The sequence below is a fragment of the Glutamicibacter sp. genome (genome assembly GCF_035257265.1).
GTDB lineage: Bacteria > Actinomycetota > Actinomycetes > Actinomycetales > Micrococcaceae > Glutamicibacter.
The window spans coordinates 67,065-92,325 of sequence record NZ_DATEXC010000018.1 but is presented as its reverse complement, the minus strand read 5'-3'; the positions used below and the strand labels follow the sequence as shown (position 1 = coordinate 92,325).

49 protein-coding genes are annotated in these 25,261 nt (G+C 56.7%); 46 read left to right on the top strand and 3 right to left on the bottom strand.

From position 1 onward, the window contains the following. Nucleotides 1–101 precede the first annotated feature (101 nt). The 6 genes from aroA to VJ369_RS03440 are packed head-to-tail and all read left to right on the top strand — an operon-like array spanning nt 102 to nt 4,792. Nucleotides 102–1,469, top strand: coding sequence for a 3-phosphoshikimate 1-carboxyvinyltransferase (gene aroA / locus VJ369_RS03465; RefSeq protein ID WP_324090746.1), 1,368 nt, complete (start codon nt 102–104; stop codon nt 1,467–1,469). Next, complete coding sequence (rsgA, locus tag VJ369_RS03460) at nt 1,469–2,563, top strand: ribosome small subunit-dependent GTPase A (protein ID WP_324090745.1); 1,095 nt, start codon at nt 1,469–1,471, stop codon at nt 2,561–2,563. The genes aroA and rsgA overlap by 1 nt, the downstream gene beginning before the upstream one ends. Nucleotides 2,564–2,575: 12 nt before the next feature. Further along, nucleotides 2,576–3,370: an inositol monophosphatase family protein gene (locus VJ369_RS03455; RefSeq protein ID WP_096256408.1), complete on the top strand. Its 795-nt coding sequence runs from the start codon at nt 2,576–2,578 to the stop codon at nt 3,368–3,370. Between the two features lie 2 nt (nt 3,371–3,372). Beyond that, nucleotides 3,373–3,996: a metal-dependent transcriptional regulator gene (locus tag VJ369_RS03450; RefSeq protein WP_324090744.1), complete on the top strand. Its 624-nt coding sequence runs from the start codon at nt 3,373–3,375 to the stop codon at nt 3,994–3,996. Further along, nucleotides 3,993–4,385: a FluC/FEX family fluoride channel gene (locus VJ369_RS03445; RefSeq protein ID WP_188686591.1), complete on the top strand. Its 393-nt coding sequence runs from the start codon at nt 3,993–3,995 to the stop codon at nt 4,383–4,385. Before VJ369_RS03450 ends, VJ369_RS03445 begins: the two co-directional genes overlap by 4 nt. After that, nucleotides 4,382–4,792, top strand: a complete 411-nt coding sequence (locus tag VJ369_RS03440; RefSeq protein ID WP_324090743.1) for a fluoride efflux transporter FluC — start codon at nt 4,382–4,384, stop codon at nt 4,790–4,792. Before VJ369_RS03445 ends, VJ369_RS03440 begins: the two co-directional genes overlap by 4 nt. A gap of 64 nt (nt 4,793–4,856) precedes the next feature. On the opposite strand, the gene VJ369_RS03435 is transcribed toward VJ369_RS03440, so the two are convergent. The 3 genes from VJ369_RS03435 to VJ369_RS03425 all read right to left on the bottom strand — a co-directional run bounded on the left by VJ369_RS03435 (nt 4,857) and on the right by VJ369_RS03425 (nt 6,712). After that, nucleotides 4,857–5,336, bottom strand: coding sequence for a DUF2568 domain-containing protein (locus tag VJ369_RS03435; protein WP_096256404.1), 480 nt, complete (start codon nt 5,334–5,336; stop codon nt 4,857–4,859). Between the two features lie 648 nt (nt 5,337–5,984). Next, nucleotides 5,985–6,371 (bottom strand): ImmA/IrrE family metallo-endopeptidase, encoded by a 387-nt coding sequence (locus VJ369_RS03430; protein ID WP_324090742.1) that lies wholly within the window; start codon nt 6,369–6,371, stop codon nt 5,985–5,987. 8 nt (nt 6,372–6,379) lie between these two features. Then, nucleotides 6,380–6,712 (bottom strand): helix-turn-helix transcriptional regulator, encoded by a 333-nt coding sequence (locus tag VJ369_RS03425; RefSeq protein WP_324090741.1) that lies wholly within the window; start codon nt 6,710–6,712, stop codon nt 6,380–6,382. Nucleotides 6,713–6,789: 77 nt separating this feature from the next. Here VJ369_RS03425 and VJ369_RS03420 point away from each other — a divergent pair, with 77 nt between their 5' ends. From VJ369_RS03420 to VJ369_RS03230, 40 genes are all read left to right on the top strand, one after another. Next, entirely contained in the window at nt 6,790–7,044 is a 255-nt protein-coding gene (locus VJ369_RS03420) for a helix-turn-helix transcriptional regulator (RefSeq protein WP_324090740.1), read from the top strand. Continuing rightward, complete coding sequence (locus VJ369_RS03415) at nt 7,041–7,280, top strand: hypothetical protein (protein WP_324090739.1); 240 nt, start codon at nt 7,041–7,043, stop codon at nt 7,278–7,280. Before VJ369_RS03420 ends, VJ369_RS03415 begins: the two co-directional genes overlap by 4 nt. A gap of 80 nt (nt 7,281–7,360) precedes the next feature. Then, entirely contained in the window at nt 7,361–7,645 is a 285-nt protein-coding gene (locus VJ369_RS03410) for a hypothetical protein (protein ID WP_324090738.1), read from the top strand. After that, entirely contained in the window at nt 7,642–7,917 is a 276-nt protein-coding gene (locus VJ369_RS03405) for a hypothetical protein (protein ID WP_324090737.1), read from the top strand. Before VJ369_RS03410 ends, VJ369_RS03405 begins: the two co-directional genes overlap by 4 nt. Nucleotides 7,918–8,052: 135 nt before the next feature. Further along, entirely contained in the window at nt 8,053–8,457 is a 405-nt protein-coding gene (locus tag VJ369_RS03400) for a hypothetical protein (RefSeq protein WP_324090736.1), read from the top strand. Beyond that, nucleotides 8,454–8,771, top strand: coding sequence for a hypothetical protein (locus tag VJ369_RS03395; protein ID WP_324090735.1), 318 nt, complete (start codon nt 8,454–8,456; stop codon nt 8,769–8,771). Before VJ369_RS03400 ends, VJ369_RS03395 begins: the two co-directional genes overlap by 4 nt. After that, entirely contained in the window at nt 8,764–8,961 is a 198-nt protein-coding gene (locus VJ369_RS03390; RefSeq protein ID WP_324090734.1) for a hypothetical protein, read from the top strand. The genes VJ369_RS03395 and VJ369_RS03390 overlap by 8 nt, the downstream gene beginning before the upstream one ends. Before the next feature lie 71 nt (nt 8,962–9,032). Continuing rightward, complete coding sequence (locus VJ369_RS03385; RefSeq protein ID WP_324090733.1) at nt 9,033–9,857, top strand: Rha family transcriptional regulator; 825 nt, start codon at nt 9,033–9,035, stop codon at nt 9,855–9,857. Continuing rightward, nucleotides 9,857–10,366, top strand: coding sequence for a hypothetical protein (locus VJ369_RS03380; protein WP_324090732.1), 510 nt, complete (start codon nt 9,857–9,859; stop codon nt 10,364–10,366). The genes VJ369_RS03385 and VJ369_RS03380 overlap by 1 nt, the downstream gene beginning before the upstream one ends. Before the next feature lie 176 nt (nt 10,367–10,542). Next, nucleotides 10,543–10,860 (top strand): ead/Ea22-like family protein, encoded by a 318-nt coding sequence (locus VJ369_RS03375; protein WP_324090731.1) that lies wholly within the window; start codon nt 10,543–10,545, stop codon nt 10,858–10,860. Then, nucleotides 10,857–11,072, top strand: coding sequence for a hypothetical protein (locus tag VJ369_RS03370; protein WP_324090730.1), 216 nt, complete (start codon nt 10,857–10,859; stop codon nt 11,070–11,072). Before VJ369_RS03375 ends, VJ369_RS03370 begins: the two co-directional genes overlap by 4 nt. Nucleotides 11,073–11,411: 339 nt before the next feature. Further along, complete coding sequence (locus VJ369_RS03365) at nt 11,412–11,657, top strand: hypothetical protein (protein WP_324090729.1); 246 nt, start codon at nt 11,412–11,414, stop codon at nt 11,655–11,657. Then, nucleotides 11,654–11,869, top strand: coding sequence for a hypothetical protein (locus tag VJ369_RS03360; RefSeq protein ID WP_324090728.1), 216 nt, complete (start codon nt 11,654–11,656; stop codon nt 11,867–11,869). Before VJ369_RS03365 ends, VJ369_RS03360 begins: the two co-directional genes overlap by 4 nt. Then, on the top strand, nt 11,862–12,209 hold the full coding sequence (locus VJ369_RS03355; protein ID WP_324090727.1) for a hypothetical protein: 348 nt from the start codon (nt 11,862–11,864) through the stop codon (nt 12,207–12,209). The genes VJ369_RS03360 and VJ369_RS03355 overlap by 8 nt, the downstream gene beginning before the upstream one ends. Continuing rightward, a complete protein-coding gene (locus VJ369_RS03350) occupies nt 12,206–12,520 on the top strand; it encodes a hypothetical protein (RefSeq protein WP_324090726.1) in 315 nt (104 codons plus the stop codon). The genes VJ369_RS03355 and VJ369_RS03350 overlap by 4 nt, the downstream gene beginning before the upstream one ends. After that, the gene (locus VJ369_RS03345; RefSeq protein WP_324090725.1) at nt 12,510–12,668 is read left to right on the top strand and encodes a hypothetical protein; all 159 of its coding nucleotides are present in this window, start codon (nt 12,510–12,512) and stop codon (nt 12,666–12,668) included. Before VJ369_RS03350 ends, VJ369_RS03345 begins: the two co-directional genes overlap by 11 nt. Before the next feature lie 111 nt (nt 12,669–12,779). Continuing rightward, on the top strand, nt 12,780–13,613 hold the full coding sequence (locus tag VJ369_RS03340; RefSeq protein WP_324090724.1) for a lambda exonuclease family protein: 834 nt from the start codon (nt 12,780–12,782) through the stop codon (nt 13,611–13,613). After that, the gene (locus VJ369_RS03335) at nt 13,613–14,206 is read left to right on the top strand and encodes a hypothetical protein (protein ID WP_324090723.1); all 594 of its coding nucleotides are present in this window, start codon (nt 13,613–13,615) and stop codon (nt 14,204–14,206) included. Before VJ369_RS03340 ends, VJ369_RS03335 begins: the two co-directional genes overlap by 1 nt. A 2-nt stretch (nt 14,207–14,208) precedes the next feature. After that, nucleotides 14,209–14,394, top strand: coding sequence for a hypothetical protein (locus VJ369_RS03330; protein WP_324090722.1), 186 nt, complete (start codon nt 14,209–14,211; stop codon nt 14,392–14,394). Further along, complete coding sequence (locus tag VJ369_RS03325; RefSeq protein WP_324090721.1) at nt 14,395–14,937, top strand: single-stranded DNA-binding protein; 543 nt, start codon at nt 14,395–14,397, stop codon at nt 14,935–14,937. Between the two features lie 9 nt (nt 14,938–14,946). Further along, a complete protein-coding gene (locus tag VJ369_RS03320; protein ID WP_324090720.1) occupies nt 14,947–15,174 on the top strand; it encodes a hypothetical protein in 228 nt (75 codons plus the stop codon). 73 nt (nt 15,175–15,247) lie between these two features. Then, a complete protein-coding gene (locus VJ369_RS03315) occupies nt 15,248–15,487 on the top strand; it encodes a hypothetical protein (RefSeq protein WP_324090719.1) in 240 nt (79 codons plus the stop codon). Between the two features lie 103 nt (nt 15,488–15,590). Further along, complete coding sequence (locus VJ369_RS03310; protein ID WP_324090718.1) at nt 15,591–15,887, top strand: hypothetical protein; 297 nt, start codon at nt 15,591–15,593, stop codon at nt 15,885–15,887. A gap of 184 nt (nt 15,888–16,071) precedes the next feature. Beyond that, on the top strand, nt 16,072–16,731 hold the full coding sequence (locus tag VJ369_RS03305) for a DUF6378 domain-containing protein (protein ID WP_324090717.1): 660 nt from the start codon (nt 16,072–16,074) through the stop codon (nt 16,729–16,731). Then, nucleotides 16,728–17,081 (top strand): hypothetical protein, encoded by a 354-nt coding sequence (locus VJ369_RS03300; RefSeq protein ID WP_324090716.1) that lies wholly within the window; start codon nt 16,728–16,730, stop codon nt 17,079–17,081. Before VJ369_RS03305 ends, VJ369_RS03300 begins: the two co-directional genes overlap by 4 nt. A 5-nt stretch (nt 17,082–17,086) precedes the next feature. Beyond that, nucleotides 17,087–17,461, top strand: coding sequence for a GIY-YIG nuclease family protein (locus tag VJ369_RS19135; protein WP_414652613.1), 375 nt, complete (start codon nt 17,087–17,089; stop codon nt 17,459–17,461). 158 nt (nt 17,462–17,619) lie between these two features. Then, the gene (locus VJ369_RS03295) at nt 17,620–18,315 is read left to right on the top strand and encodes a hypothetical protein (RefSeq protein ID WP_324090715.1); all 696 of its coding nucleotides are present in this window, start codon (nt 17,620–17,622) and stop codon (nt 18,313–18,315) included. Nucleotides 18,316–18,352: 37 nt separating this feature from the next. Beyond that, nucleotides 18,353–19,612, top strand: a complete 1,260-nt coding sequence (locus VJ369_RS03290; protein ID WP_324090714.1) for a replicative DNA helicase — start codon at nt 18,353–18,355, stop codon at nt 19,610–19,612. Then, nucleotides 19,609–19,743 carry a hypothetical protein gene (locus VJ369_RS03285; RefSeq protein ID WP_324090713.1) on the top strand — a complete coding sequence of 45 codons (135 nt, stop codon included), beginning with the start codon at nt 19,609–19,611 and terminating at the stop codon, nt 19,741–19,743. Before VJ369_RS03290 ends, VJ369_RS03285 begins: the two co-directional genes overlap by 4 nt. Then, nucleotides 19,740–20,003, top strand: coding sequence for a hypothetical protein (locus tag VJ369_RS03280; protein ID WP_324090712.1), 264 nt, complete (start codon nt 19,740–19,742; stop codon nt 20,001–20,003). Before VJ369_RS03285 ends, VJ369_RS03280 begins: the two co-directional genes overlap by 4 nt. Before the next feature lie 201 nt (nt 20,004–20,204). After that, on the top strand, nt 20,205–20,564 hold the full coding sequence (locus tag VJ369_RS03275) for a hypothetical protein (RefSeq protein WP_324090711.1): 360 nt from the start codon (nt 20,205–20,207) through the stop codon (nt 20,562–20,564). Nucleotides 20,565–20,669: 105 nt separating this feature from the next. After that, a complete protein-coding gene (locus tag VJ369_RS03270) occupies nt 20,670–20,948 on the top strand; it encodes a hypothetical protein (RefSeq protein ID WP_324090710.1) in 279 nt (92 codons plus the stop codon). A 2-nt stretch (nt 20,949–20,950) separates the two neighbouring features. Next, complete coding sequence (locus tag VJ369_RS03265) at nt 20,951–22,129, top strand: site-specific DNA-methyltransferase (RefSeq protein ID WP_324090709.1); 1,179 nt, start codon at nt 20,951–20,953, stop codon at nt 22,127–22,129. An 81-nt stretch (nt 22,130–22,210) separates the two neighbouring features. Further along, nucleotides 22,211–22,486: a hypothetical protein gene (locus VJ369_RS03260; protein WP_324090708.1), complete on the top strand. Its 276-nt coding sequence runs from the start codon at nt 22,211–22,213 to the stop codon at nt 22,484–22,486. A 166-nt stretch (nt 22,487–22,652) separates the two neighbouring features. Beyond that, nucleotides 22,653–22,877, top strand: a complete 225-nt coding sequence (locus tag VJ369_RS03255; protein WP_324090707.1) for a hypothetical protein — start codon at nt 22,653–22,655, stop codon at nt 22,875–22,877. Next, entirely contained in the window at nt 22,874–23,365 is a 492-nt protein-coding gene (locus VJ369_RS03250) for a 3'-5' exoribonuclease domain-containing protein (RefSeq protein ID WP_324090706.1), read from the top strand. The genes VJ369_RS03255 and VJ369_RS03250 overlap by 4 nt, the downstream gene beginning before the upstream one ends. A 189-nt stretch (nt 23,366–23,554) precedes the next feature. Further along, nucleotides 23,555–23,872, top strand: a complete 318-nt coding sequence (locus VJ369_RS03245; RefSeq protein WP_324090705.1) for a hypothetical protein — start codon at nt 23,555–23,557, stop codon at nt 23,870–23,872. Next, nucleotides 23,869–24,051: a hypothetical protein gene (locus VJ369_RS03240; RefSeq protein WP_324090704.1), complete on the top strand. Its 183-nt coding sequence runs from the start codon at nt 23,869–23,871 to the stop codon at nt 24,049–24,051. Before VJ369_RS03245 ends, VJ369_RS03240 begins: the two co-directional genes overlap by 4 nt. Continuing rightward, a complete protein-coding gene (locus tag VJ369_RS03235) occupies nt 24,048–24,389 on the top strand; it encodes a hypothetical protein (protein WP_324090703.1) in 342 nt (113 codons plus the stop codon). Before VJ369_RS03240 ends, VJ369_RS03235 begins: the two co-directional genes overlap by 4 nt. After that, on the top strand, nt 24,386–24,973 hold the full coding sequence (locus tag VJ369_RS03230; protein WP_324090702.1) for a DUF7341 domain-containing protein: 588 nt from the start codon (nt 24,386–24,388) through the stop codon (nt 24,971–24,973). The genes VJ369_RS03235 and VJ369_RS03230 overlap by 4 nt, the downstream gene beginning before the upstream one ends. Nucleotides 24,974–25,261 lie beyond the last annotated feature (288 nt).

Here is a 25,261-nt window from a genome sequence, read left to right as displayed (position 1 = left end):
ATTTCAACCGCCGACCCCTGACGGTTATTCCCGGCGCGCTCTCGGCTAGAATTAGGCAAAGAGTTCAACGGCCGATTTAGACGGGAAGTGCGATTATCTCTGTGAGCGCTCATGGATGCGAACTGAACTGGTGGGAGGCACCTTTTGCCTCCGGCAAGCTGGATGCGACGGTGCACGTGCCGGCCTCAAAATCGCTGACCAACCGGTATCTGCTGCTGGCCGCGCTGGCACAGACGCCCTCCACGATCCACAACACGCTGATCAGCCGCGACACCGAGCTGATGCTGGCTGCCCTGGAAGCCTTTGGCGCGCAGATCACCCGGCAGACCCAGGACGATGGGTCAACCACCGTGGTGCTGCACCCCGCCGAGCCAGGCGCGCTGCGCGCCGCTGGCGCAGCAGCCCTGCACATCGACTGCGGGCTAGCCGGAACCGTGATGCGTTTTGTGCCGGCGCTGGCCGCGGCCACCGGGGCACGCGTGCACTTTGACGGTGATGCAGCCGCTCGGGCTCGTCCGATGGCCCCGGTGCTTGATGCCCTGGCTGAGCTCGGCGTGGAATTTAGCTTTGCCGATCAGCCCGGGCTGATGCCCTTTACGCTTGATGCCAGCTCGGTGAGCGTGCCAGATACCGTGAGCATCGACGCGTCGGCCAGCTCGCAGTTCATTTCCGCGATGCTGCTCATCGGCCATGCGCTGCCGGGCGGTTTGCATCTGCGTGCGGCGCCCGGGCATATCGCGAGCCCCGACCACATTGTGATGACCGTGCAGACGCTGCGCGGACTCGGTGTGCAGGTGGCTGCGGACGCCGACGGCCGCGGCTGGAAGATCGCACCGGGCCGGCTGGCCGGTTTCACCGTCACCGTCGAACCGGATTTGTCCAACGCCGGACCGTTTTTGGCTGCGGCGCTCGCCTCGCAGGGTACCGTGCGGGTGCCGTTCTGGCCCGCGCAGACCACCCAGGTCGGCGGGAAATGGGTACAAATCCTTAGTGCCATGGGCGCGAACGTCTCCTTGGACGAGGAGGGGGTGCTCACCGTCACGGGCACCGGCACCCTCCGCGGGATCGACTACTCCGATGCCTCCGAGCTGGCCCCGACGCTTGCGGCCCTGTGTGTGCTGGCCGATTCGCCGAGCACGCTGCGCGGCATCGGACACCTGCGCGGACACGAGACCGACCGGCTGGCCGCGCTGGAAACCGAATTGAGCAAGGTGGGGGCCAGCGTACACGCCACCGCGGACGGGCTGCAGATTAATCCCGGGCCGCTGCGCGCCGCGGATCTGCACAGCTATGAAGATCACCGGATGGCGACCGCGGGAGCGCTATTGGGCCTCGCCATCGACGGGGTTCGGGTGGAGAATATTGCGACTACCGCTAAAACCATGCCCGATTTTCCCGCACTGTGGGAGCAGATGGCCGGAACCGCCAACATTTCAAGCACCTCAAGCACTCCAAGCCAGGCAGGCTAATGCGTTATAGCGACTACGACGAATCATCGGTGCGGGTACGCCCGAACAAGAAGGGCACCCGTCCGCGCACCAAGGACCGTCCCGCCTACGACAAGGCAGTGATCGGGCGCATTATTACCGTGGACCGCGGACGCTACACCGCCATTTTGGATGAGGATACCGCCCAAGAGCGCATCGTCATCGCCGCCCGTGCCCGCGAACTGCGCCGCCAGGCGATCGTGCCCGGGGATCTGGTAGCGCTGGTGGGTGACACCAGCGGCAAGCCCGACACGCTGGCGCGACTAGTGCGCATTCAGGAACGCAGCACACTGCTGCGGCGCAGCGCCGACGACACCGACGCGACCGAGCGGGTGGTGGTGGCCAACGTGGACAAATTGGTGATCGTGGTCGCCGCCGCGAACCCCGAACCACGCACCGGCTTTGTGGATCGTGCGCTGGTGGCCGCCTACGATGCGGGCATTTCCCCGGTACTGTGCGTGACCAAGGCCGATGTGAAAGACCCGGCCGAATTTTTGAAACACTATGAGGGGTTGCCGCTGGAAGTGGTGATCTCGCGGACCACCGACTCGGAAGCCACCGGCGTGGATGCGCGCGGTGCCGACGGCTCCAGCGCGCGCCTAGCCGTCGGCGCATTAGATGAGCTCGAAGAACTCTTGGCCGGTTGTGTTTCGGTAGTCATCGGGCACTCCGGGGTGGGTAAATCCACGCTGGTTAATGCGCTCACCGGCTCCACCAGAGCCACCGGACAGGTGAACTCGGTAACCGGCCGCGGCCGGCACACCTCCTCCAGCGCGCTGGCCTTGCGCCTGGGCGAAGCACCCGGCGGCTGGCTGATCGACACCCCGGGTATCCGTTCCTTCGGGCTCGGGCTGGTTGACCCGGATAATATTCTGGGCGCCTTCGGCGAGCTGGCGCAGATCGCGACCGGCTGCCCACGCGGTTGCAACCATCAGGCCAACGCCGCTGGCTGCGCGCTGGAAGCCTGGGTGCAAGACCCTGACACTCCACCGGCCGCAGCCTCCAGGCTCGCCTCGTACCGCCGACTGATCACCACCGAAGACCTCTCGCACGAAAAGGAGCTGGGCGCACTCTAGCGCCACTACCCCATGGCCGAATACACCTTGCAACAGGACCTCGACTTCGCCCTGATGATGGCGCAGCGGGTCGATGAACTGACCCTGGCCCGCTACGGAGCCAACGATCTGCGCGTGGATACCAAACCCGACATGACCCCGGTCACCGATGCTGACCGCGGGGCAGAAGAGCTGATCCTAGCGATGCTCGCCGAACATCGCCCGGAGGACTCGGTGCTTGGCGAAGAATTTGGGGTGCACGGCAGTGGATCGCGGCGCTGGGTGATCGACCCGATCGACGGAACAAAAAACTTTGTGCGCCACGTACCGGTCTGGGCGACACTGATCGCGCTGGTCATCGACGATGAACCGGTAGTGGGTGTGGTCTCGGCACCGGCGCTGTCCCGGCGCTGGCACGCCGCCACGTCGTTAGGCGCGTATGTCAGCGAACCAGGGCTCGATGCCCCACGCAGACTGCACGTTTCACAGGTCACCGAACTGGCTGATGCTTCGCTGTCCTACGCTTCACTCAACGGCTGGAAGGCGCTGGGCAAGCTCGATGATCTGCTCGAACTGCTCGATCAGGCCTGGCGCACCCGCGGCTACGGAGATTTCTTCTCCTACGCACTGCTCGCCGAGGGCGCGGTAGACGCGGCCTTCGAACCGGAACTAGAACTCTACGACATGGCTGCGCTGGTCCCACTGGTTCGTGAAGCCGGCGGAACTTTCACCTCGATCGCGGGCGTCGAAGGCTGCCACGGCGGTAATGCGCTGGCCAGCAATGGCGCGCTACACCCGCTGATCCTGCCCTACCTGAACCGCGGTTAACCATGCCCGGCCTGCACCCGCACAAGCTGACCACCAGCGAGGAAGACTACCTCAAGGCGCTCTACCTGCTCACCGAATGGGAAGATGAGCCAGTGGGCACCGGAGCGTTAGCCGATCAGCTGGGGCTCTCCCCCGCCTCGGCCACCTCGATGGTGCAAAAGCTTGCGGTTAAAGGTCTGGTCGATCATGTTCCGCGTGGCGCCATCTCGTTGAGCGACATCGGGCGACGCGAGGCGCTGCGCATGGTGCGCCGACACCGGATTTTAGAAACCTTCCTGCGCGATGAACTCGGATATGTCTGGGACGAGGTGCACGATGAGGCTGAGGCGCTTGAACACACCGTCACCGACAGATTCATCGATGCCTTACACGCCCGGCTGGGACACCCCGAGGTCGATCCGCATGGCGACTCGATCCCCTCGGCCGCGGGGGTGCTAGCTACCCGCGATGCGCAGCGCCTCGATCGGTTCCACGGCGCGCAGGCGATCGTGTGTCGCGTGAGCGACGAAGACCCAGAGTTTCTGCGTCGCGCCAAGAAGTTAGGAATCGTGCCCGGGGCAATGATCGAGCTTCCACACCAGCTGAACTACATCGAAGCCTCGCTGGTCTGGGTCTGCGCTCCATGATCGATCGAGCTCAGCTCGCTAAATTCCTGGCGGTGGCACTCGGCGGAGCCTTGGGCGCGCTGGCCCGAGTAGCCATTGACATGCTCACCCCGGCCAACGTCTGGGCCGCCTCAACCTTGATCGTCAACGTCCTTGGTTGCGTCGCTTTGGCTGCGTTGAGCGCCTATGCTGCGCACAGGCCGCTGGCACCGCTGCTGCAGCTTTTCGCAGGCACCGGTTTTTGTGGTTCCTTCACCACCCTTTCGACGGTACTGCTGTTATTTACTAGTTTGAGCGCTGCCGGATACATCGGCTACCTCTTACTCAGCGTGGTGCTCTGTCTAGCTGCCGTCTTCTTGACGCACACGTTGCTGGACCGACACCTAGCTCGCCCGCAGGAGCTGTCGTGATCGGGCTGCTGTTAGTCGCTGGAGCTCTCGGCGCGATATTTCGTTACCTCTTGGACCGTTCGCTTCCTGCAACACACGATTTGGCGCAGGGCCTGTTCGCTGGCTGGCCGCGCGGAATCCTGCTTGCGAACATTCTCGGTAGCTTTGCGTTAGGCGTGGTGCTCGGTTACGCACGCAGCCACCAGTTGGATCTCACGCACGAAAACTTTGTGCACACCATACCTGCAGCCGATCGGCTCTGGCTGCTGGCCTCTGGGGTCTGTGGCTCACTGACTACCGCCAGTACCCTATTTGTCGGGTTCCGCCTGATTTATGAGGTCAACAAGGCCCGCGCAATCGTGTATCTATGCTCCACCTTCGTGATTGCCGGCGGCGCTGGTGCACTGGGTTGGCTGATGACTAGATAGTCCAACGTGGGAAAATTATGGGTACGACCAATTGGCCGTACCCATAATTTTTACTTTAAGTTTTTTAGCGTGCCGCGCGGCGTCCGCGAGGTGCATTGCGTGTCGCATCCTTAGACTGGCCTGGCGACTGCGGAGTTCTCTTTTCTCGGTCGTGTGGCACCACGTATCCGCCCGTGGCTAGAACCAGGATGGCGCTTATACCCGTCAGAGCAAGCATCGCGATCGCCCAGATCTGGGACTGATCGGTAAATGAGTGATCAACGCTCAGCCACAACACGTAGGCACCGACGAGGTAGATCAGGTGCAGTAGCGTCAACCTAATACGAAGACGCAGACGGAACTTGGCTTTAGGTGAGAAGAAGAGTGCCCAAATAATTAGTAGCGGCACTACCACCACGAGGATCGACGGGATAGTTGGCCATGGCACGAAGGCGATGGCGGCCAACGCTGCCGCGAAAATCAGACCAACTTCGAGGAGGAATGCGATCACAGCATAGATAGCCGAAATAGCCGGTGATACCCGCTGGGAACCGTTTTTACCCATCGTTTCTGATCTCACTCCGTTTCAGCAATCTGGCCGTCTGCTTAGCCGTTCAATTCCAGTCTATGTGGTAAACAGCGACCTCGCGACATGACTCGCGCGCAAGGCACCGTGTTACCTAGTGTGGCCATCATCTATCTACGCGCCAAGATCTGCCCTAGGCCGTCCATGCCCGGCCTTGACACTTCGGCCCGAGGTACGCACCACGCGCCAATGAGAACCCAGCTAAGAACCGGAATTACCAACGAACCGCTGTCTCTGCAACCTCGGTAGCGCTCCCCTGCGTTCAACATCTGAAGTCCGTTCGGGCAGAGGCAACCGGATCACGCTCACGTACTCACTTCAGGTAAGCCCCAAGTCCCAAAGGATTGAGCAGACGACTAATTCAAGCAGAATCCCCATGTCCCAAGTGTCTGCCATTCGCTAACGCCACGAAGGACCTAGCGAATCTTTATCAGAAACTGAAGATCACTCACTGGGCAATAGGTCGTATACCGCACATAGGTTAACGACAGAACCCCCGAGATCATAAGGATCTCGAGGGTTCAAATACGTGGAGATGGGGAGAATTGAATTTCCCATTCAACCCATTTCAGCACATCACCTACGTCTAAAAATGCCTAAATCTCGCGGATCTTGCGCGATCTACTTCTAACCCGCTCCGACCCTTGTTGCCATTGGTAACACGTCTTTCAGCCTCCAGTATGCCTCTATAGCCCTAACTGGCAAACCTAACTCTTGAGCTATGAAACGAGGGCTCTCGCTGATGCTTTCCGCCCTCTGGTACTCGTCCTCATGTACTAACGACTTAGCGGCAAACTCATCAGCTTTCATCTCGTTCGCCGGCGTACTTTCCCGGTGACCGTGATGCGCGTGACCTAGCTCGTGGGCGAGGGTGAAACGTTCCATCTCTGGGGTCAATGATTGCTCAAGGATTATCAACCTCAGATCGTCGTAGTAGACACCGTTGCGCCCGTCGAGACTTCCGTAAAGAACTCTGATGCCAGCATCCTCGGCAGCTTTCAGCAGTTTCTCCACACTCCTCCTTACGGGTTTTCCTGCTCGCCCTCCTGGCGGCGGTCGGTTGCGTCGGTGCGCTGGTCTGCTGCAAGTCCGTACACTGCGGACGGATCACGCTGCAACTGCTTTTCTGCGGACATAATGACCCAGCTCAGCGACAGTCCTAGTTCGCTAGCAAAAGCTTCCAGTTCCCCAATGGAGAATTTGGTACCTCCGCGAAGCTTGGCGCTCAATGCTGGTTGCGAGAGGCCGAGCTTTGAAGCGAAGGCATTGGCACTCAGGCGACGCTTGGCAAGTTCTCCGCGTACTACGGAGGCGATTGCAAGTTCGATATCTGAGAGCTTCTTACTAGTCGTCATGGTTTTAGTTTAGAACAATTACGACAGAACGCAAGTTACGGGTTGCTTTCCTAAAAGAAAACTTCTAGATTGAATGCATGGCAACTAAGAACATGCACGACTTACTCGCTTCGGAAATCCGAGCAGAGATGGGTCGTCAGCGAAAAACACAGACCGAACTATCCAATATCATCCATATCTCACAGCGTGCCACGAGCTACCGACTAAATGGCGAACGCACCTTCGGATGGGAAGAAGCGTTCCAAGCCGCACAGTGGCTCGGCGTAAGCCTCACCGAGCTGGTGCGACGGGCAGAGATCAGTCGAGACGAAGAACTGGCAGTGTCGGCATGAGTGAAGACCTACTCCCCCATTGGCGGTCACCAGAGGATGTGGCCCCGGAACTTGGGATGACACCAACCGAGCTTCGCCGCTACTGCCGGATCTCAACAAATCACTGCACCCGCCTCAGTCGCAACAAGATCATGTTAGACAAAAGCAATATCAAGGCGATCATCGCCTACATCAAGCAAGAAAACTCCAAGCCGGTTGTGAATGAAGAGACCGGCATGATCGACCCTTTCGCCTAAATCTAGGCATCACACCACCCCCGCATTACCCCTTCACCCTCCCTTCCGTGTTTCTTGCGGAAAGTAAAGGACTATCTGTCATGCCCAAAAACAACCCATCACCCGACTTCCTCACTGAACTTGCCCGCTATAACGCCATCAACGGTGTAACAGCGACGTTCTCAGAGATGAAGAAGACTGCACGCCGTCTTGAGCGCGCCTTCAATGACCGTAAAGACAAGGCCGTTGAAGCTGCCGAATTCATCAAGAACGCTTACGACAAGGAATACAGCGACATTACCGGCGAAACGGCGGTTGCTCACGTGATGAACCCTAACGAGTGTGGCCACCACAAGTCAGTAGAGAGAAGGTTGATGGCAGCGTGAATCTGGCTGATCGGGTTACTGAGGCTAATCGGAAGTTACTTGTTGCTCAGATTGAAGAAGCTGCCACTAAGTACATGTTTCTTGCTGTGATCGTCGCGGACAAAGTTACCAAGGGTGTAGGGCTTGGTTCGTTTGCTACTGATTACAGGTATTGGCGAGACCGCGATGTGGCATTGAGGGATGAGTACAAGAAGAAATATCCAGAGGAAGGAAAAGGTAATGACGCAAACAATAGAGCCCTTAGATTTGGTCGCAATCAAAGAGTCAGCTGAGAAGTTCCTCGCTGTTGCAAGCTCTGATAATTGCACCGCCAGAGAATATGTCGAAAGCTATAACGCTTATGCGCAGGTCGTTAGCGCGAATGTGGTTGTGGCGCTTATTGATCTAGTCGAACAAGGAGAAAGCAAATGAACACATTCAATAGCGTTGATAAAACCAGACAATTGCAAGTGAAGGAATTAGGCAAACACTTTACTTTAGGCATCGAGTACAAGGATGCCGGACGAAGCGGCCTTACGCTCCATTCGTTCGACGCACCCGCTATTGCTCTGGCGGTGCTAGAAGTGGCGGGGTATGGCGACACGTCCGATGACATGAGCGTGCCCGAAGTCCTCGCGTTCAATGCCATGCACAAGCTTCAGGAAGTCGTCGATGTGCAGGAACGCATCACCGCTAAAGCTAAGGAGCAGGCCGAGTTGGAAGAACACGCGGCGGAGCTAGAACGCGTTTACCGCACATGCCCTTCGAATAAGAATGCTTTCGTTGAGATTGCCCTCAAAGCACGCGAACTAAGCAAGGAAGCAGGGGAATGAGCGGGCACAAGATCAGCGTGAGCGGATTGAGTATCGAATGTCATGAAGCTCCTGACGCAGACTGCCGGAAACGTCCAAACTGCGAACCCGAAGAATGGGACACCGCCGGCTGCCGAGACCATAGCGGGGAACACAAGCTAACCACCGGTCATGACTGCTGGCTGAGTGAATGGGTGAATGGTTCTGGGCTTGAAGACTCATATTACGACTTCGATAAATACCCCATCACGCCAACGCCCAACGCCCCTGTCGAGCTGATCAATGAGCACCCCGACGCTGTGCTCTGGAAATATGAGGAGATCCCCAATGCCTAACCAACCCGCACTAAACCCCGATGCGCTTCTTTTGGCATCCCAAGCTGTCATGTCTACTGTCTACAGCGACCTGCCGGACGAGGAAATGCACACTGCTGTTGTTCGCATCGCCGTATCAGCCTATCTCCAAGCACTTCCAACCCCAGCCCAGCAAGCCTACGCCGAACTTTACGGGGTAGACGATGACTAGAAGAACCCAACCCCAAAAGTAAAACCCGCTAGCAGTCACTAGCGGGTTTCGTCGTTTCAAGGAGAAACAAAATGAATAATCCTATTGTACCAACCATCGAGCACAACGGATTCGGGCTTGTTGTAAGTTCCGAGCAGATCGCCGAGGGTGCTGGCGTTCAACATAAGAATGTTCTCGAAAGCATCTCGACGCACACGGCGAAGCTGGAGCGCTTCGGACAGGTCGCGTTTGAAACGCGAGCTGGTTATAACAACTCGCAGGTTCGCGTCGCCCTACTGAATGAGCCTCAGTCAACTTTGCTCATGACCTTCATGCGCAATACCGATCAGGTTGCAGAGTTCAAGGCGAACCTTGTCGAGGCTTTCTTCAAGATGGCTCAGCAACTCAGTAGCGCGCCTCGCCCCGCCGAGCTGACCCGATCCGACCTTGCACGCATGGTGCTTGAGTCGGAAAGCGAGAAGCTGGCACTGAGTTCCAAGATTGAGGCCGACGCGCCAAAGGTGAACTTCTGGGACACGTACTGCTCAGACGATGACAAGCTCAGCTTCCGATCTGTGGCAAGCGTCCTCAAAGTAGGCGAGCAGGACCTACGCGAATGCTTGATCTTCACCGAGTGGATCTATTCCGAGTCTCGTAGTCGCTGGTCTGATTCGAAGCAGAAGAAAGAGTACCGCAACCGGTATTCAGAGTTCTCGCATAAGAAGCCGTATTTTGACCGGGTGCAAAACGCTGATGTGCCGCGGTTCGGTGGCGAGCTGATGCACACGTTGAAGATTACGATTCCTGGCGCTGAGGCGATTCAGCGTCACGTGGCCAAGTTTGTTGATGAGTATGGCTCGTTGCACAAGGCTATCCCGTTCCTCGAAACCCGTTACAACGACAAGAAGGCCTCCTAATGCGTCTCTACAAAGCTGTTATCACTGACATTCCATCCGAAGCGAAAGTCAACTTTTGGAAGCATTTCCCGGAGCTTAGTGCTATTGATGATTCGCCAGAAGAGTGGGGTTACTCGACGTGGGATTACGCGGAAACCTTGATCCAGAATCCAGACTGGAAGCCGAGTGGTTGGGCGTTCTTCTTGGATGATCGCGCAAACAGTGGAACTCAGTGGGCTGTTGACCTTATCGAGGATGATTACAAGTTTGTTTGGCCGAACATGGGTGGCATGTTCAAGTCTCGTTCGGCAGCTCGTGAGCGTGCTAAGCGTGCCGAGCGTTGGGGCGCGACGGTGACCATCATGGAGGCCGAAGTCAGCGAGTTCGTGCCCGTTGCTGAGGCTAATGCGCGTCGGAAGATTCAGGCGATGAATGTGCGTGCTGACCGGTTGCAGTCGAAAGCTGATCTGATCCGCACACAGTCTGAGGTTGTTGCTATCAAGGCGGGAATCAATGACTTGCCATTCTGACGCTGACAACCTCCCCACCGGTTACTGGATCGAAGCAATCGCCCTCGTAACCCTCTTGTTCGGCTCAACACTGATCGGCTTGGTCGGCGCATGGACTACCTAAAGTTTGACTTCATCCTCGCCGGACTGTGTTTCGTAGCATTCATGATCTGGGCACTAATTGAAAGGAGCGCGGCGTGAAAAACCTAACCAACCTGCGCAAGATCGCAGAAGAAGCAACACCGGGCGAGTGGGTGCACTGGAATCCATCTGTCGGGGAATCCCATATTGCAATCGCCAATAAGGTTGCGTGGCGTTCCTTGAAGTCATCAACCAAATTCGCGGATGACGAGAAGATCCCGCACTGGGCAGACGCAATCCACATCGCCACGTTCGACCCGCCAACCGTCCTCGCCCTAATCACCCGCCTCGAACAGGCCGAGGCGATTGTCAACCAGTTGACCCCAACCCACCTCAAGATGATCAAACAAGCACTGGACGGTGAGCAGTCATGAAACCCATAATCCCGGTCATGCGCACCGCGTTGGAGCAGATACAAGAACTGCACAAGCCGAAGCGTGGCGAGCGCCCCGAATCTTACGACGTTGACTATGCCGAACCACGCAACTGGATCAAGTACACGATCTGCGCTAACTGCCACACCGCATACCCCTGCGAAACTCGCAAGCTGGCCGACGCAGGGATGGCAGGTGAGGAACGTGGCTGAGTGTCATGACTGCCGGTGCCACGCAAGCCCGCCGTGCAGCGCGTGCGTACGCTGCGTGCACATCGACCACACGGACTGCCCGGAGGACTGCCAGACCTGCGAATACGACCACGAACGCACTGGCCCTTATCGCCTTATCGACGGCACATGGTCAGACGGGGTGGATCGGACGGAGCGGATTGATGTTAGGACGTGCAGTGGCCGGTACGAGGTCACTGCGGGTAAGCATTATTCCCACGTCTGGCATGGGGCTCACCCGGCAGAAGAATTCGACACGTGGGCCGAAGCTATCGCCTACGCCGACCGCATGGCGCGCACTACTACGAAAGAGGAAAACAAATGAAACCACAACCTGCAACTCATGCTGGCGTAACCGTAAACCGCCACGACTCGGGGAGTGCGTGCGTCGTGGCAGCCACCCTACGTGCCAGCAACACGACCATTGTTATCGGCGTGGACCGGGTTTGGGGAACCCTCGCAATCGACATTGACACCCAAAGCGACGTGCACCCACATGACGCTGACATTGCAAAAGACCTAAGAATGATCGCCGAAGCAATCGAGATGGGAGAGGAAAACAAATGAGCAACCTACCCGGCAACCCGTATGAAGAATTTGCGCAGGACGATCCGCGAAACCCCGGAGGCACGAGGGCAAACGCCACCCTCGCCCTCGCTTACGAGCAACGGACAGCGAACTTGATTGCGTACGTCGAAACGTTCGGTGGCGGGATCGAATACGAAACCGTCTGGGCTGACATTCGCGCCCGCCTCGGACTAGGAGAAAACAATGCCTAACACCCCGCTAAACCCGGACGCGCTCGAAACGGCAGCTAAGGCGACGATGGGCACCGTCTATGGCAATTTGCCTACCGAGGAAATGCACGTAGCTGTAGCTCGCGCCGCCGTGTCCGCTTACCTCGCCGTCGCCCAGCCGGTAGTGAACAGCGTGGAAGAACTCGACAAGTTGCCGGCTGGTTCGGTGATTCTCGACGGCGATCCATGCGTCTTGCAAATGGTGGAGAAGTCCTCAATCGTCGGCTCAGAGTGGGCAATAGCCAACGCGGAGCACATTTACACGACCGGAAAGATCACCCTCCCCGCCCGTGTGCTGTACCGCCCGGAGGTGAAGCCATGACCATTCAAGAAATCCTGACAGCCCACCGTCCGCTTGCGAATGCACCTGATGACACGGTTTGCGCTTGTGACAGTACGTGGCGACCTAACGCCGAATACCGCGCCCACCTATCCGAGGTGCTGGAAAAGCACATGCGGGAACGGGAGGCGCAGTTGCGTCAGCTTGTGCGCGACATGACAGACCCCGGCGCGTGTTGGTTCGACCACCACGGAGGATGCCAAGAACACGGCTACCTCGACCTGAAACCCGGCGAGCAATGCCCGCACACCGAGGCCAAGCAACTACTAGGAGACGAACCCAATGGGCGCTAATGAGAAGCACGACGCGGCGATGCATGGTGCGCCGACTGTAACCACCAAGTGCGTTGCGTGCGGTGAACAGTTCGAGGCCGCGTTCATGGCGCTCGCGTTAGACCGACTCGCCACACACCAAGACACCAGCAAAGGATGCGGGTTGTGAGCACGCACCCCTATAGCCAAGCGTGCGACCAGAACTGCGGTTGTTGCACCCCGATCACCGACCAAGCCAAATCAGACGATTCGGCTTTTCTTATGCCCGAGGAGGCCGACTGTGGCGACAACGATCTATGACAAGTTAGAGCAAGGCACCGATGAGTGGCTCCAAGCCCGTTGCGGCCTTGTTACAGCGTCTACCGTGGGCGCACTGGTCACCAAGGAAACGCTAGGAGCAGTAGCTTACGAGTGCCCAGAGTGCCAAGCCGAGGCCGATACGCCATGCTGGGGCAAAGCGACTAAGGCCGGGGAGCAGAAGCGCATCAAAACGATGCACCCAACCCGGTCCGAATTGGCTCGTGCGAAGAACACTCAAACCCTTACAGTGTCCAACGGCGACATGGCACACACGCTCATGAACACGCTCATAGCCGAGCGGATCACCGGGCGCGTGGAATTTATGCCGATGAACCGGGCAATGCAGCGAGGCGTGGACGACGAACCTTACGCACGAGCCGTGTATGCAGACAATCATGCGCCAGTTACTGAGGTCGGCTTCATCGTCAACGATGACCACGGATTCAAATTAGGTTATTCACCCGACGGACTGGTTGGCGATGACGGCCTAATTGAAATCAAATCCCGCGACCAGAAAACTCAGCTACGCCAATTCTTGACTCGAACAATCCCGAGCGGAAACGTCGCGCAACTACAAATGGGGTTGCTGGTCACCGGGCGCAAATGGATCGACTACGTGAGCTACAGCGGTGGCATGCCGTTGTTCGTGAAACGCGTCTACCCGGATCCCGAATGGCACCGCGTGATCCTCGAAGCAGTTAGCGCTTTCGAGGCACACGCAGGAAACGCCATCAGCTGGTACTTGCACTCAATCGCAGGCGCACCCGAAACAGTATGGATCGACCACTACGCAGATACGGAGTTCACGTTCTAATGGATATTTCAAAGACTCTCTTAGCAAAATCCGACAGGCTGAATGCCGCGGACTTGAGTGGCGCACCAATCGTCGCCACCATCGAAAACGTTCGCCAGGGAGACGGCACCAAACCGGTCATCATTGACCTTGTGGGGATGAATGGTCGACCTTGGATTCCGTCGCTGGGTATGCGCCGGATTATCGCTAAGGCATGGGGCACGGAGACTAACGATTGGATTGGTCGACTAGTGAAGCTGGTCAATAATCCTGAGGTTGTTTACGCGGGTCAAGCTGTGGGTGGTGTGGAGATTATCGCCCTTTCGCATATTGAGAAGGCTTTCACTGTGCCTAAGCGTGTTTCGCAGAAGAAAACAGTCCCACACCACGTAGACGTGCTATCCGAGCCGGTGACTGAGCCGTGGCGTGCGCAGTGGCAGGCGATCAGTAACGCGCTCACCGAGGCCGGTTATACGGGCGACCCACAGGCAATGCTCGCCACTGCCGGTCAGGTCATCGGCCAACAGTGGGATCACCCGAACAAAATCAGCGCTGAGGACGCGCAAAAGATCCTCGCAGCAGTACGCGAAAACGAAAACGAAGAAGGTAAATAAACATGGCGGACAAGATCACCATTCAGATCGAGCTTGATCCGGGCTTGAAATACACGAAGACGGCAGAGTTGCGAGGCCCGAATAACGGTATGCCCGAGGAGATTGAAGTGAAATCAGCGCACCTAGCCAAGGTTCTCAGTGACTCAATCGCCGCAATATACGGCGACCACCGAAAGGAAAGCAAGTAAATGGCAGGCGAAACAGTAATTACGGTAATCGGGAATTTGACGGCAGATCCAGAGCTCAGGTTCACGCCAAGCGGATCAGCGGTCGCAAACTTCACCATCGCTTCCACCCCGCGCACGTTTGACCGGCAGAGCAACGAATGGAAAGACGGGGAAGCGCTATTTCTCCGGTGTTCAGTGTGGCGCGAAACTTCGGAGAACGCTGCGGAGACGCTGACTAAGGGGATGCGGGTTATTGCTCAGGGTCGGTTGCATCAGCGCAAGTACACCACCAAGGAGGGTGAGGATCGAACTGTCATGGAGTTGGAGGTTGACGAGATCGGCCCTTCTCTCCGGTTCGCTTCTGCCAAGGTGACGCGCACGAATCGTTCCGGTGGCAATGGTGGAGGTGGCACTCAGTCCCAGCCACCACAGCAGTCCGCACCACAGCAGAACCCGCAGCCGTCGCAGGGTTGGAACGCGCCGAATCAGGGTAACGATCCGTGGCAGTCGAACGCTAACCCGCAAGGTGGCTGGGGCGAGCCGAACGACAAACCAGCCTTCTAAGGAGAAGTTATGAATCCCGCAGATAATCCCCGCATGAAGGTCGAAATCAATTGGAACGCCGGAAGAACCGAGTGGGGCAAGCGAGGCATCGACAACATACTTTTCGGAGCTTCATGGTCCCACTGGGGCGAATGGTCCGAACGTAGAACTCACTTTTACTTAGGGCTATGGGTGCTGACGATCATCACCCCAACGAACAAGCCGGGGAAGCGTCGTCGCGACCTCTTAGGCGAGTAGTTATCCCCAACTTATCTCCAAGCATCAGTTTCTTATAACTGGTGCTTTCTTTATGCCTAGAAAGGGTAATCAAATGTCAGAGTCGTACATCAAAGCAGAGATCGTCTCACCAGCGCTAGATAGTGCGGGATGGTTCGGGAAAGTGTTCATGATGCTCTTCCTGCTAGCATTCCGAACCCTCATTATCTGGTGGTTCGCCGCCGCATGGTTCCCAGAGCTTGGGCTAACTTACTGGCAGCTCGTCCTAGCCGTATACGCGGCACGATGCATCTTCGGAAATCCGGGAGTCATTCCGAGAGTTTTGAAGAAGTAACTCTCCCAGCCAGTGCATGACGCGCTGGCTTTTTTCATCCCACTTTTCGGGGCTGGCGTCCACACGATGCCAGCCCCGAAACCATAACCAAAAGGACTTACAAATGAGCGGGTACATGTACTGCGCGACCGATAGGGGCATCAAGGAGCACATAGCAGACGGCGAAGACTGCCGAGTGTGCAAGGACTGGATGAACCGTGGCAAGCCGGTTGTCAGCCTAGAACCTCCAGTGCCGAGGCGTAGGCGAGTCACGGTGGTGGCTGATCGTGAGCACGGATCGATGACTGGTTATCGGCAGCACAAGAAATACGGTGAGCCCGTTTGCGACCCATGCGCCGATGCGGTCAATGAAGAAAACCGTGCATACCGGGCACGCAAAAAAGCCGAGGCTAACCAGTGACCCTCGATAAGCCGGAGTGCGACAAATGTTGCGCGGGTGCAGCGCCTTACTTTATGTGCCGGAACAAGCGTTGCGTATGCCATCTCGTGAAGCACCTAAACGCAATCCGAACACCGATACGGCTAACCCACGCCGACCACACCGCGAATCAAGCGGTAGGCAACGTCATGAAAGCGAGAAAGAAATGAGTCAGCAATACCAGACCGGCGATTATGTGCGCATCCACGACCATGACGGCACGGAAATCACCGTGAAAATTACTGACAGTGGCATCCCAAACCGGCAAGGCGACTTCACATTCAAAGCCGGGGCACGCATGTTCAAAAACTCAGAAATTCTAGGACTAGGAGAAGTACCAGTGGTAATGAAATTTGATAAACCGTTTGAATTGGGCAGCCGAGTAAAAATTATTCACGGCGAACTTATCGGAACAATTGGCCTCATAGAAGGTAAGGCCTTTCCGTACCGCGTCGATTTTAGCAATGGTAATTCCGGATGGTATCAACCAGTCGACCTTTGCCACGCACCAACCCCTGCCCCTGACACTGAGGTTCACACCGAAGTGGAAGCCGAGAATGAGCGTGCCCGTATCCTATCCACCGCCGAGAGTCTGATCAACGGCGACCGGGCAGACGCTTACGGACACCCCAAAGAAAACTTCGGACGCATCGCAGCACTCTGGAACGCGCAACTCGGCAAGAAACTATCCGAACCACTCACCGCCGAAGACGTAGCCTACGCGCTCGTGCAGTTGAAAATGAGCCGACTAGCAAACACCCCCGGACACGAAGACTCTCTCGTGGACGTAGCCGGCTACATCGCATTGGCAGGTGAGCTCAAATGACCATGCCAACGAGTCGCGAACTGTCCTACAAGGACCGCGTGACTTTCATTGAAAACCTATTCACTGATTACTTCCGCGAGCACGGTAATGACGACTTCAAGCCCGAGTTCCTCAACCTGCAAGCCCGTGTTTGGAACCTCGCCAAGCAACGCCCATCAGACGTGTCATGCATGAACATCCTCGGACTCATCAACTGGCGGGCACAAACCCACACAAGGTCACTCTGGGACGACGAAACCCAAGACGACTACCGCCCAGAAGACGAAGGGTACAAAGCCGTCCTAGAAGACCACCTAGACAACCAAGAGCAAGTCATCACCGGGCACATCCAGCAACTAATAAGGAGGTAAAAACCTTGGCACTTGGAACAACGGGATGCACCTGCAAGTGCACCTGCCAACCAAAACTTGACGACCGACCGGCATGGCTCTACAGGGCCTACACGGATGGCGGCGATCTGCTCTATATCGGAATCACCGTAGACCCCAAATTGCGCATGAGGCAACACTATAAAAGCACCGTGGGCAGGCGCTGGGTTTCGATAACACGCACGGTTGTATTCGAACTCTATGAAGACCGCCGAACGGCGCACATCTTAGAGCAGAGGGCGATCACGCAAGAGTCGCCCTCGCACAACGGAATATCAGATCCTCGACTGCTCGAATTTGTCGGACCGCTGGCAGGGGCTCTGAAAACTACGACAAATCACTATGGAAAGTTGAGCTGGTAAAAGTGGCACGAGAGCAAGCGAATATTGGAACTAGCCTGTGGGGAGATCGAGATTGGAGGGAACTGCCACAGTCCGCAAAATACCTATACCTGCTCCTGCTATCTCACCCGTCGATCACTTACGCGGGAGTTGTGGACTGGCGGCCGGCGCGACTGTCCATGTTCTCGCCGGACACCACGAGGGAAAGCATTAGCCGCGACGCAGAAGTATTACAAAAGGCACGATTTATCTTCGTTGACGAAGAGTCCGAAGAAGTAGTTATACGGTCCTACCTTCGCCATGACGGCATCCTCAAGCAGCCGAAGCTTTCCGTTTCGATGGCAAACGCCTACGCCACGATATCGTCCAAGAAAATCCAAGACATTATCGCCTACGAGTTGCACAGGCTAGTTGTGGAACATCCTGAGTGGGCGGCCTGGAAGTCACCGAAGGTCGTTTCCATTTTGAAGAACGAAGGGCAGGACATAAACGCATTTACCCTAAGCGGCGCCCAAGCTTTACCCCTGCCTACGGGGTCGCCAGCAACCCAAAGCGGCGACCAAGCCGTAGCCTTGCCTACTTCTACTACTACAGCTACTACTACTAATACTTCTTTTGTCGGCTTCGATTCTGAGTCACCTGCAGAGGAGGAAAAGAAGACAAGGAAAAAACCATCGATAGCAATACCAGCAAACTGGTCACCAACTGCAGAACACGAGCGGCGCGCAAGAGAGAAAAACTTGAACGTCACCGAAGTAGCCGAAGCGTTCAAACTCCATGCCGAAGCGCACGACCGACGAGCAGCCAACTGGAATGCAGCCTTCACAATGTGGCTCACCAAAGCACAACCGAAACAAGCAACCGCATGGGGATAGCCCCTAGCGGTTTTCTTATACCCGAAAGGAGCCCCTAGTGTCCGACCTCGACAACGCTGAACTATCCATCCTCGGAGCCGTTCTACTCTCACGCGGATCAGTGCTCGATGATCTTGAGTTTGATCCTGCAGACTACGTGCAACCGCTCCACGAGAAGATTCACCGCGCAATGGCCGCAATGAAAACTGCCGGGCAACCTGTGGACATGGTGACCGTTGGCGGGTACTTGAAAGCTGCAGGCGAACGGGTTGATCCTGCACTGTTGCCGAAAGCGATGGAGACTACGCCCACTGCAGCGAACGTCGGACACTACGCGAACATCGTCACCCAAGCAGCCATCGCACGCCGGCTAATGCAGGCAGGAAGGAAAATTCACGAACTAGCCGAAAGTAATGGCGGCTCACCGGAAGTCGTGGAGGAAGCGCGCAAAACACTCGATGATGCTGCAGCGAAAGAAGCCTCAGCGCCAGTCACTTTCCTTGCTGAGACGCTTGAAGAAACCATTGACCTGCTCGAATCAGAAGTGCGCGCCATACCGACCGCATGGCCGCAACTGAACGACCTCATCAACGGACTGCAGCCGGGAGCCGTGTACGTCGTAGGAGCTAGGCCTGCAGTGGGCAAGTCAGTAATAGCCGTGCAGCTTGCTCAAGCGATGCTCACTCAAGGATCTGTGGCGTTTATCAGCTTGGAGATGAGTCGCAACGATTTGAACCTGCGCATCATGGCGAACGAACTCAAAATACCGATGAACCGTTTCATGGAACGAAGCCTGCAGCCTGCCGACTGGCAAAAGATCGCGTCATGGACTCAAGCGCAAACCACTCGACCGCTCGCAGTGCTTGATCGACCCGCGTCAACCATCACTGAGATCAAGCGGTTCATCAGATCCACGCACCGACGCAAGCCGTTAGCCGGCATTGTCGTTGATTACCTGCAGCTCATGTCGCAGCCGAACAATGATCGCCGACCGCGCCATGAGTTCGTTTCGGACATGTCGCGTGAGCTAAAGATCCTCGCAATGGAGTACTCGGTCCCGGTGGTTGTCCTGTCGCAGCTCAATCGAAACAGTACCAACCGAACCGACGCGCTCCCGCAAATGTCAGACCTGCGCGAATCAGGCTCAATCGAGCAAGACGCGGACGTTGTGCTTCTTCTGCACCGCGAACCGTACGGAGAAGCCAGCGTAGACATGAAAATCGCTGTAGCCAAGAACCGACGAGGACGAACCGGCTCGCTGCAGCTCATATTCCAAGGCCATTATTCGAACGCACATGATCCGGGGTTGAACCAATGAGAGAAAAGTTAGCCGAGCCCATGCGACTCGGAGAAGTGATGGCCGAGTACCTGATCGAACTCGAAGCCACATGCCGAAACTACCAAGCCACTGTCCAAGACGGTGGCTTTTCTGTTGGCGGCGAGCAATGACGTATCTGCCGGCAGTTGGTGATCTTGTGCGCCATACGATCTACCAGCCGATGGACGCGCAACCGAAAAGCCGGATCTACAAGCCGGCGAAGATCATGCTCGTTCGCGGCGTAACCGAAAACTATGGCGGGCAGCAAGGAATAACGCGCTACTGGCTCGCAAACCCAGACCGACCAAACGACGAATCGCATTACTCATGGACCGAATCAGACTGGGCCGACGTAGAGCCAGCCGCGGAAGAACTAGGGAGATTGTTTTGAATCTCTGCGAAACTTGCCGCCCACTCTACGACGGGTGGCTTGTGCGGCGTAACGATCCGTGGCGTGGCAAGTGCTGGAAGTGCCTAACCCGCGACGGACTATGCAACAAGTGCCAGGACAGTCTCACTGCCCACCGCAGGGAGCAACGAGAGCTAGTCCGCCGGCAACTCGACGGAATAACCAAACACTGCAAGGAGAAACATGATCGAGATCCGCATTCCTGCGCCGTGTGACTTCATTAATTCGAATAAGCGTTACCACCATATGGCGAAGGCGAACCTGGTGAAGCAGTGGCGGCTGGCTGGCTTCGTGGCAGCTCGCGGCATGAGCGCTATGCCAACGCCGGTCAGGATTGTGGCGCACATTTGGAAACCACGCCGGGGACGTTTTGACCCGAACAACCTTGCTGATACGACCAAAAGTGTGGTCGATGGTTTCGTGGAGGCCGGTTTGCTGGTTGATGACAGTTTCGATCATGTTCACGGACCGGATCACAGGTACGGCGGTAAGGGTGATCCTGCAATCGTGTTCACGTTCGAACGGCTAGCACCCGCTGGTTAGCCTCCTGCGCCCCGTAGAGCGACGCGCAGCCAAGTACTCGCAAAACACCACTTACCCAAACTCTCGTGACCATGACAGTCACCAAACACCAAAGGAGCCAACGAAATGGCCAGCTTCGAAGAATCAGAAACCACCGTCACCGGAATCCAAGCAGACCGGTGCTACTACATCGGATCAAACCGGCAGAAACACATCAGCCGGTTGAATCGCGAAGTAGAAGCCGGACGCGCCGAACTCATCACCAACGAAAACGAATGGGCGCAATACCGGGTCCACGAAAAAAACTTCGACCCGCTCACCGGATTCAAACGCCAAGTCAACATGAGCGACGAACAACGCCAAGCAGCCGCCGAACGACTCGCCAAAGCACGCGAGGCGAAATAACAATGAAACCGTACTACCAAGATGATTACGTGACGCTGCATCACGGGGATTGCATCGAAACCATGCGAACCATGCCAGAAGGCAGCGTGGACTCGATCGTGACCGACCCGCCATACGGGCTGGGCTTCATGGGAAAGAAGTGGGACGCGCTGCCACCTGGCGAGGAATGGGCGCGGGAATGCTTTCGAGTCCTAAAACCCGGTGGACACATCCTCGCATTTGGCGGAACCCGAACATGGCATCGGCTCGCTGTTGCTATCGAGGATGCAGGGTTCGAAATCCGCGACGGCGTGCTCTGGCTCTACGGCTCCGGATTCCCGAAGTCGCATGATATTTCCAAGGCGATTGACAAGATGGCCGGAGTCAAGTTCTCCGCCAGCCCCGCCTCCGGCGTCGGCTTCATGCGCGATGACGGGCGAGGTGGTTACAACGTAACCAAGAACAAACTCACCCGCGAGGGCGAGAGCACCTCCGAAGCCCAGCAGTGGGAGGGCTGGGGAACCGCGCTGAAGCCCGCCTATGAACCGGCGGTCATGGCTCGGAAGCCGTTCACGGGGACCGTGGCGGGCAACGTACTAGAGCATGGAACCGGAGCAATCAACGTGGACGCTTGCCGGGTGGCTCACGACGAGCCGGCCGGGAAGCCGTCAACCGGCCCCCACGGAAAGCGTGCCGGGATCATGGGTGAGACCGTCGAAAGGCACCGCGAAACGACCGCCGCGAGCACCGCTGGTCGCTGGCCTGCGAACGTCATCCTCGACGAGCACACCGCCGAACTGCTGGACGAGCAGAGTGGGACCCTTAGCGCGGGGGCGTTCTCCAAATCCAGAGGAGCCGACAAGTCTAGGACATCGCATGGGAAGTTCAAGGGACAGGAGGGGCTAGAAGCTCACCGGACAGACTCCGGCGGGGCCAGCCGATTCTTCTACGTGGCAAAGGCGCCGAAGTCGGAGCGTCCGAACGTGGACGGCGTGGCCCATCCAACCGTGAAGCCACTAGCCCTCATGCGGTATCTGGCCAAGCTGGTAACCCCCGCAGGCGGAACCATACTCGACCCATTCGCAGGATCAGGAACCACCATCGAAGCCGCACTAATCGAGGGATACAACGTAATCGGCATCGAACGCGAAACCGACTACATTCCACTGATCCAGTGTCGAGTCAACCGAGTGACCATCTAGCCAAAGCACACGACAACAAGTAACCGCACCACCTGAGCGCCTCAATCGTGGCGCTCTTTTTATGCAACGAAAGGCAACACTATGGAAAACATTCAAGACCTCGGCGAAGCGCTGATTATCACCAGTGAACGCCAAGAGCAACTAACCCTAGATAAAAAGCGATTAGCAGTAGACCACATGCTAACCCTGCATCGTGACAAGGCAAGCATTAAGGATCTCAAGGCGATGATCCAACTTCTCGAAGATCAGGGCGCACCTGAAAACGCCACCATTCGCGTAGATGGAAGGTTCGCAGTAGGGAAGGACGCCGGGCATACACGTGTTCATGTCAGCTGGAAAACCGAGCCCACCAAATGACCTTCACCCGCCGCACGTACCGGGTAGCGATTGAGAGGTCGATCCGCATGGAAGGCCGACTGCATGCCAACTGGGAGCGAGCCGGAATGGGTGCCAGTCCTGACGCCTACTACGCCCAAACCGCCCACACCGCACGACTGCAACGACGCAAAAGGAGAGAACGGAAATGACCTACCGCATTGAAGAGTCACCGCTTGGAACGTATGCGCTCATGCTCGGACAGATGCTCATCATGCAGGCCGGGAATCCTGACAACCCCGAACTCGCATACGCCGAATGCGTGCGAGTCCGCGACGTACTAGACGACTGCCAGCACGCGGAAAGGGTGCTAGCAAACACCTACTACGACCGCGACACCAACCAAATCAAAGACGGGATACCAGCGAGATGAAGTATTTCTATGACACCGAGTTCTACGACGACGGGCACTCGGTCGAACTGATCAGCATCGGCATCGTTGCCGAAGACGGCCGCATGCACTACAGCGTCAACGCAGAAGCACCCTTCGAATGGATCAACGACACTCAGCCTTGGTTGCGCGAAAACGTCATCAAGCAACTACCAGACGAACAGTTCTGGAAGCCCAAGACGCAGATTCGTGACGAGGTGTACGCATTCCTTACGGCTAGCGGTACTCCACCGGACCTATGGGCATGGTTCGCATCCTATGACCACCTCGTGCTGTCGCAACTCTGGGGGCGAATGATCGACGTACCAGCACCCATCCCGCAGTACACCAACGACGTGCGAGCGCTATCAGCATGGACAGGCATCACCCGACTACCAACGCAGGAGAAAGGCGCTCACGATGCCCTCCAAGACGCACGCCACGTCAAGGCCATGTACCACCACATCATCCGAGAGGTAGACGCAAAATGACCCTACTAATCGCCCTCGTAGCGCTCAACCTGCTAGTGAACATAGTCTGCGGGATCGTGCTCATCACAAGGTTCTGGACTGGTAGCGGCGAATACAACGAGCCGCAACCAGAAGGCGCAACCAGCCAAGCAGAACACTCCCACACGCACACAACTAAAACGTTGTAACCACGAAAACAAGGAAGAAACCATGAACATCGACCCAAAAGCCGGGCTTCCCGAACTCCCAGAAGGACTGTTTTGGAGCGTCCGATACAACTCATCAATTCGCTGGTACGAACTGCAACTGCGCAAAAAGAAAATCATCGGCTCGCAAAAACTCGTCTGGCGGGCAATGTACGTAAGCGAACTCAGCGAAAAACGAATCCTCGAACTGGCCGAATACACGATGAGCCAACCAGAAACTATCGACCACCTGAAGCGCGCACAAGGGCTCGACCCTAAACGCCCATGGGAACACAAGCTACTAGGCGACTACCCGCCAAAGGCACTAGGAGGAACCAAGTGAACATCACCGCCAAAGAACTCTCAGGACTGCACGTTGGGAAGACGCTGATCTTCAACGGTCAGGAATCCAAGGTCATCAACGTAGAGCACGACGGGGAACAAGTTGCCATACTCTTCGCCGACTTCGAACAAATCCTCGTCAACCCCAACACCCCAATCACCATCCAGGAGGGGAAGTGATGACCGCGCTAATCGTTTGGGTAAGCATCATCGGCTATCTCGGCATCGGATGGCTAATGGTCACGCCAAAGCTAGCCGTGGTGCGACTCGCGGCAATGGATGAGCGACAAGCCTACAGGGATCGATCATTCGTACTCGCAACCAGCGTGCTTCTAGGTCTTATCTGGCCTGTGGGAGCTGCCTACATCAGAGCATCCAACACCTATGACAAGAGTGTTGAGGAAGAAGAAATGCTCGAACAGGTGCGCCGAGAAATTGAGCAACAGAAGCGAGAAGTCAAGCGAAGGACAGAGCTAGAACTCGAAGCCTTTGAACGAGCGTTGAAGGAGAAGCCGTGACCCTACGTTCACTCGCGCAAGAGCTAACCGAACCGCACCTCAAGTCAATCGGTGGGCGCATCGGTAAAGTTCCGTCGCTACTGTCTGAACTGCGGGATGCAGTTAGTGGATCATCAGACACAGGCGCAGGAGGATCTACCAGCAAGCAACGCATCCTAGTAAACGCCACAGCACTAGAGCTACTGAAAAAGATTGACGAGACCATCAAGCCCGGATACTCCGACCGCTTCGGACAAAGCCCGCCAACACTTGAGACATGCGTTGAACTGATCGGCAAGAACCCTCACGAAGCAGACTGGGAACTATGGTTCACCGAAAAGCTCGAATGGGCGAAACAAGAAATCGAAACCATGCTCAGGCCAAAGAAACTACGCCGGCTAGATGGCATAACCTGCCCATCATGCCAACAAAAAGTATTCGGCACAGAGCGCGAAACATGCCTCTACGCAGACTGTTGGCTAGACAATGACACACTGCTCCCACCAAGCGAATGGTCAGTCGAATGCAAAGGATGCACCGCCACATGGAAAGGACAAAAGGAAATGGGATGGTTGCTGGTTGCACTAGCGCCAGATGACTGTTAATCTTGAGTCAACTGCGGATACGTGTATCCAAAGCGAGAAGCTTCAACCAAAAGGTTGGGGCTCATTTTTTATGCCCAAACGGCATGAGGGCAGACTGCGGTTTCTGCCAGAACAACACCGCCAATTGCTCAGACCACAGACCCCAAACTGTGCGTGGGCAAGCGCTACTAGGTATGTCCTCGCCGGTTCGTGACCGGGTAGCGCACGACGGGTCAACACTCCAATGAGTGAAGGATCGCCACGACATTACCGGCCAAGCGACTAGCGCTTGATCTTCAAGGTAATCGA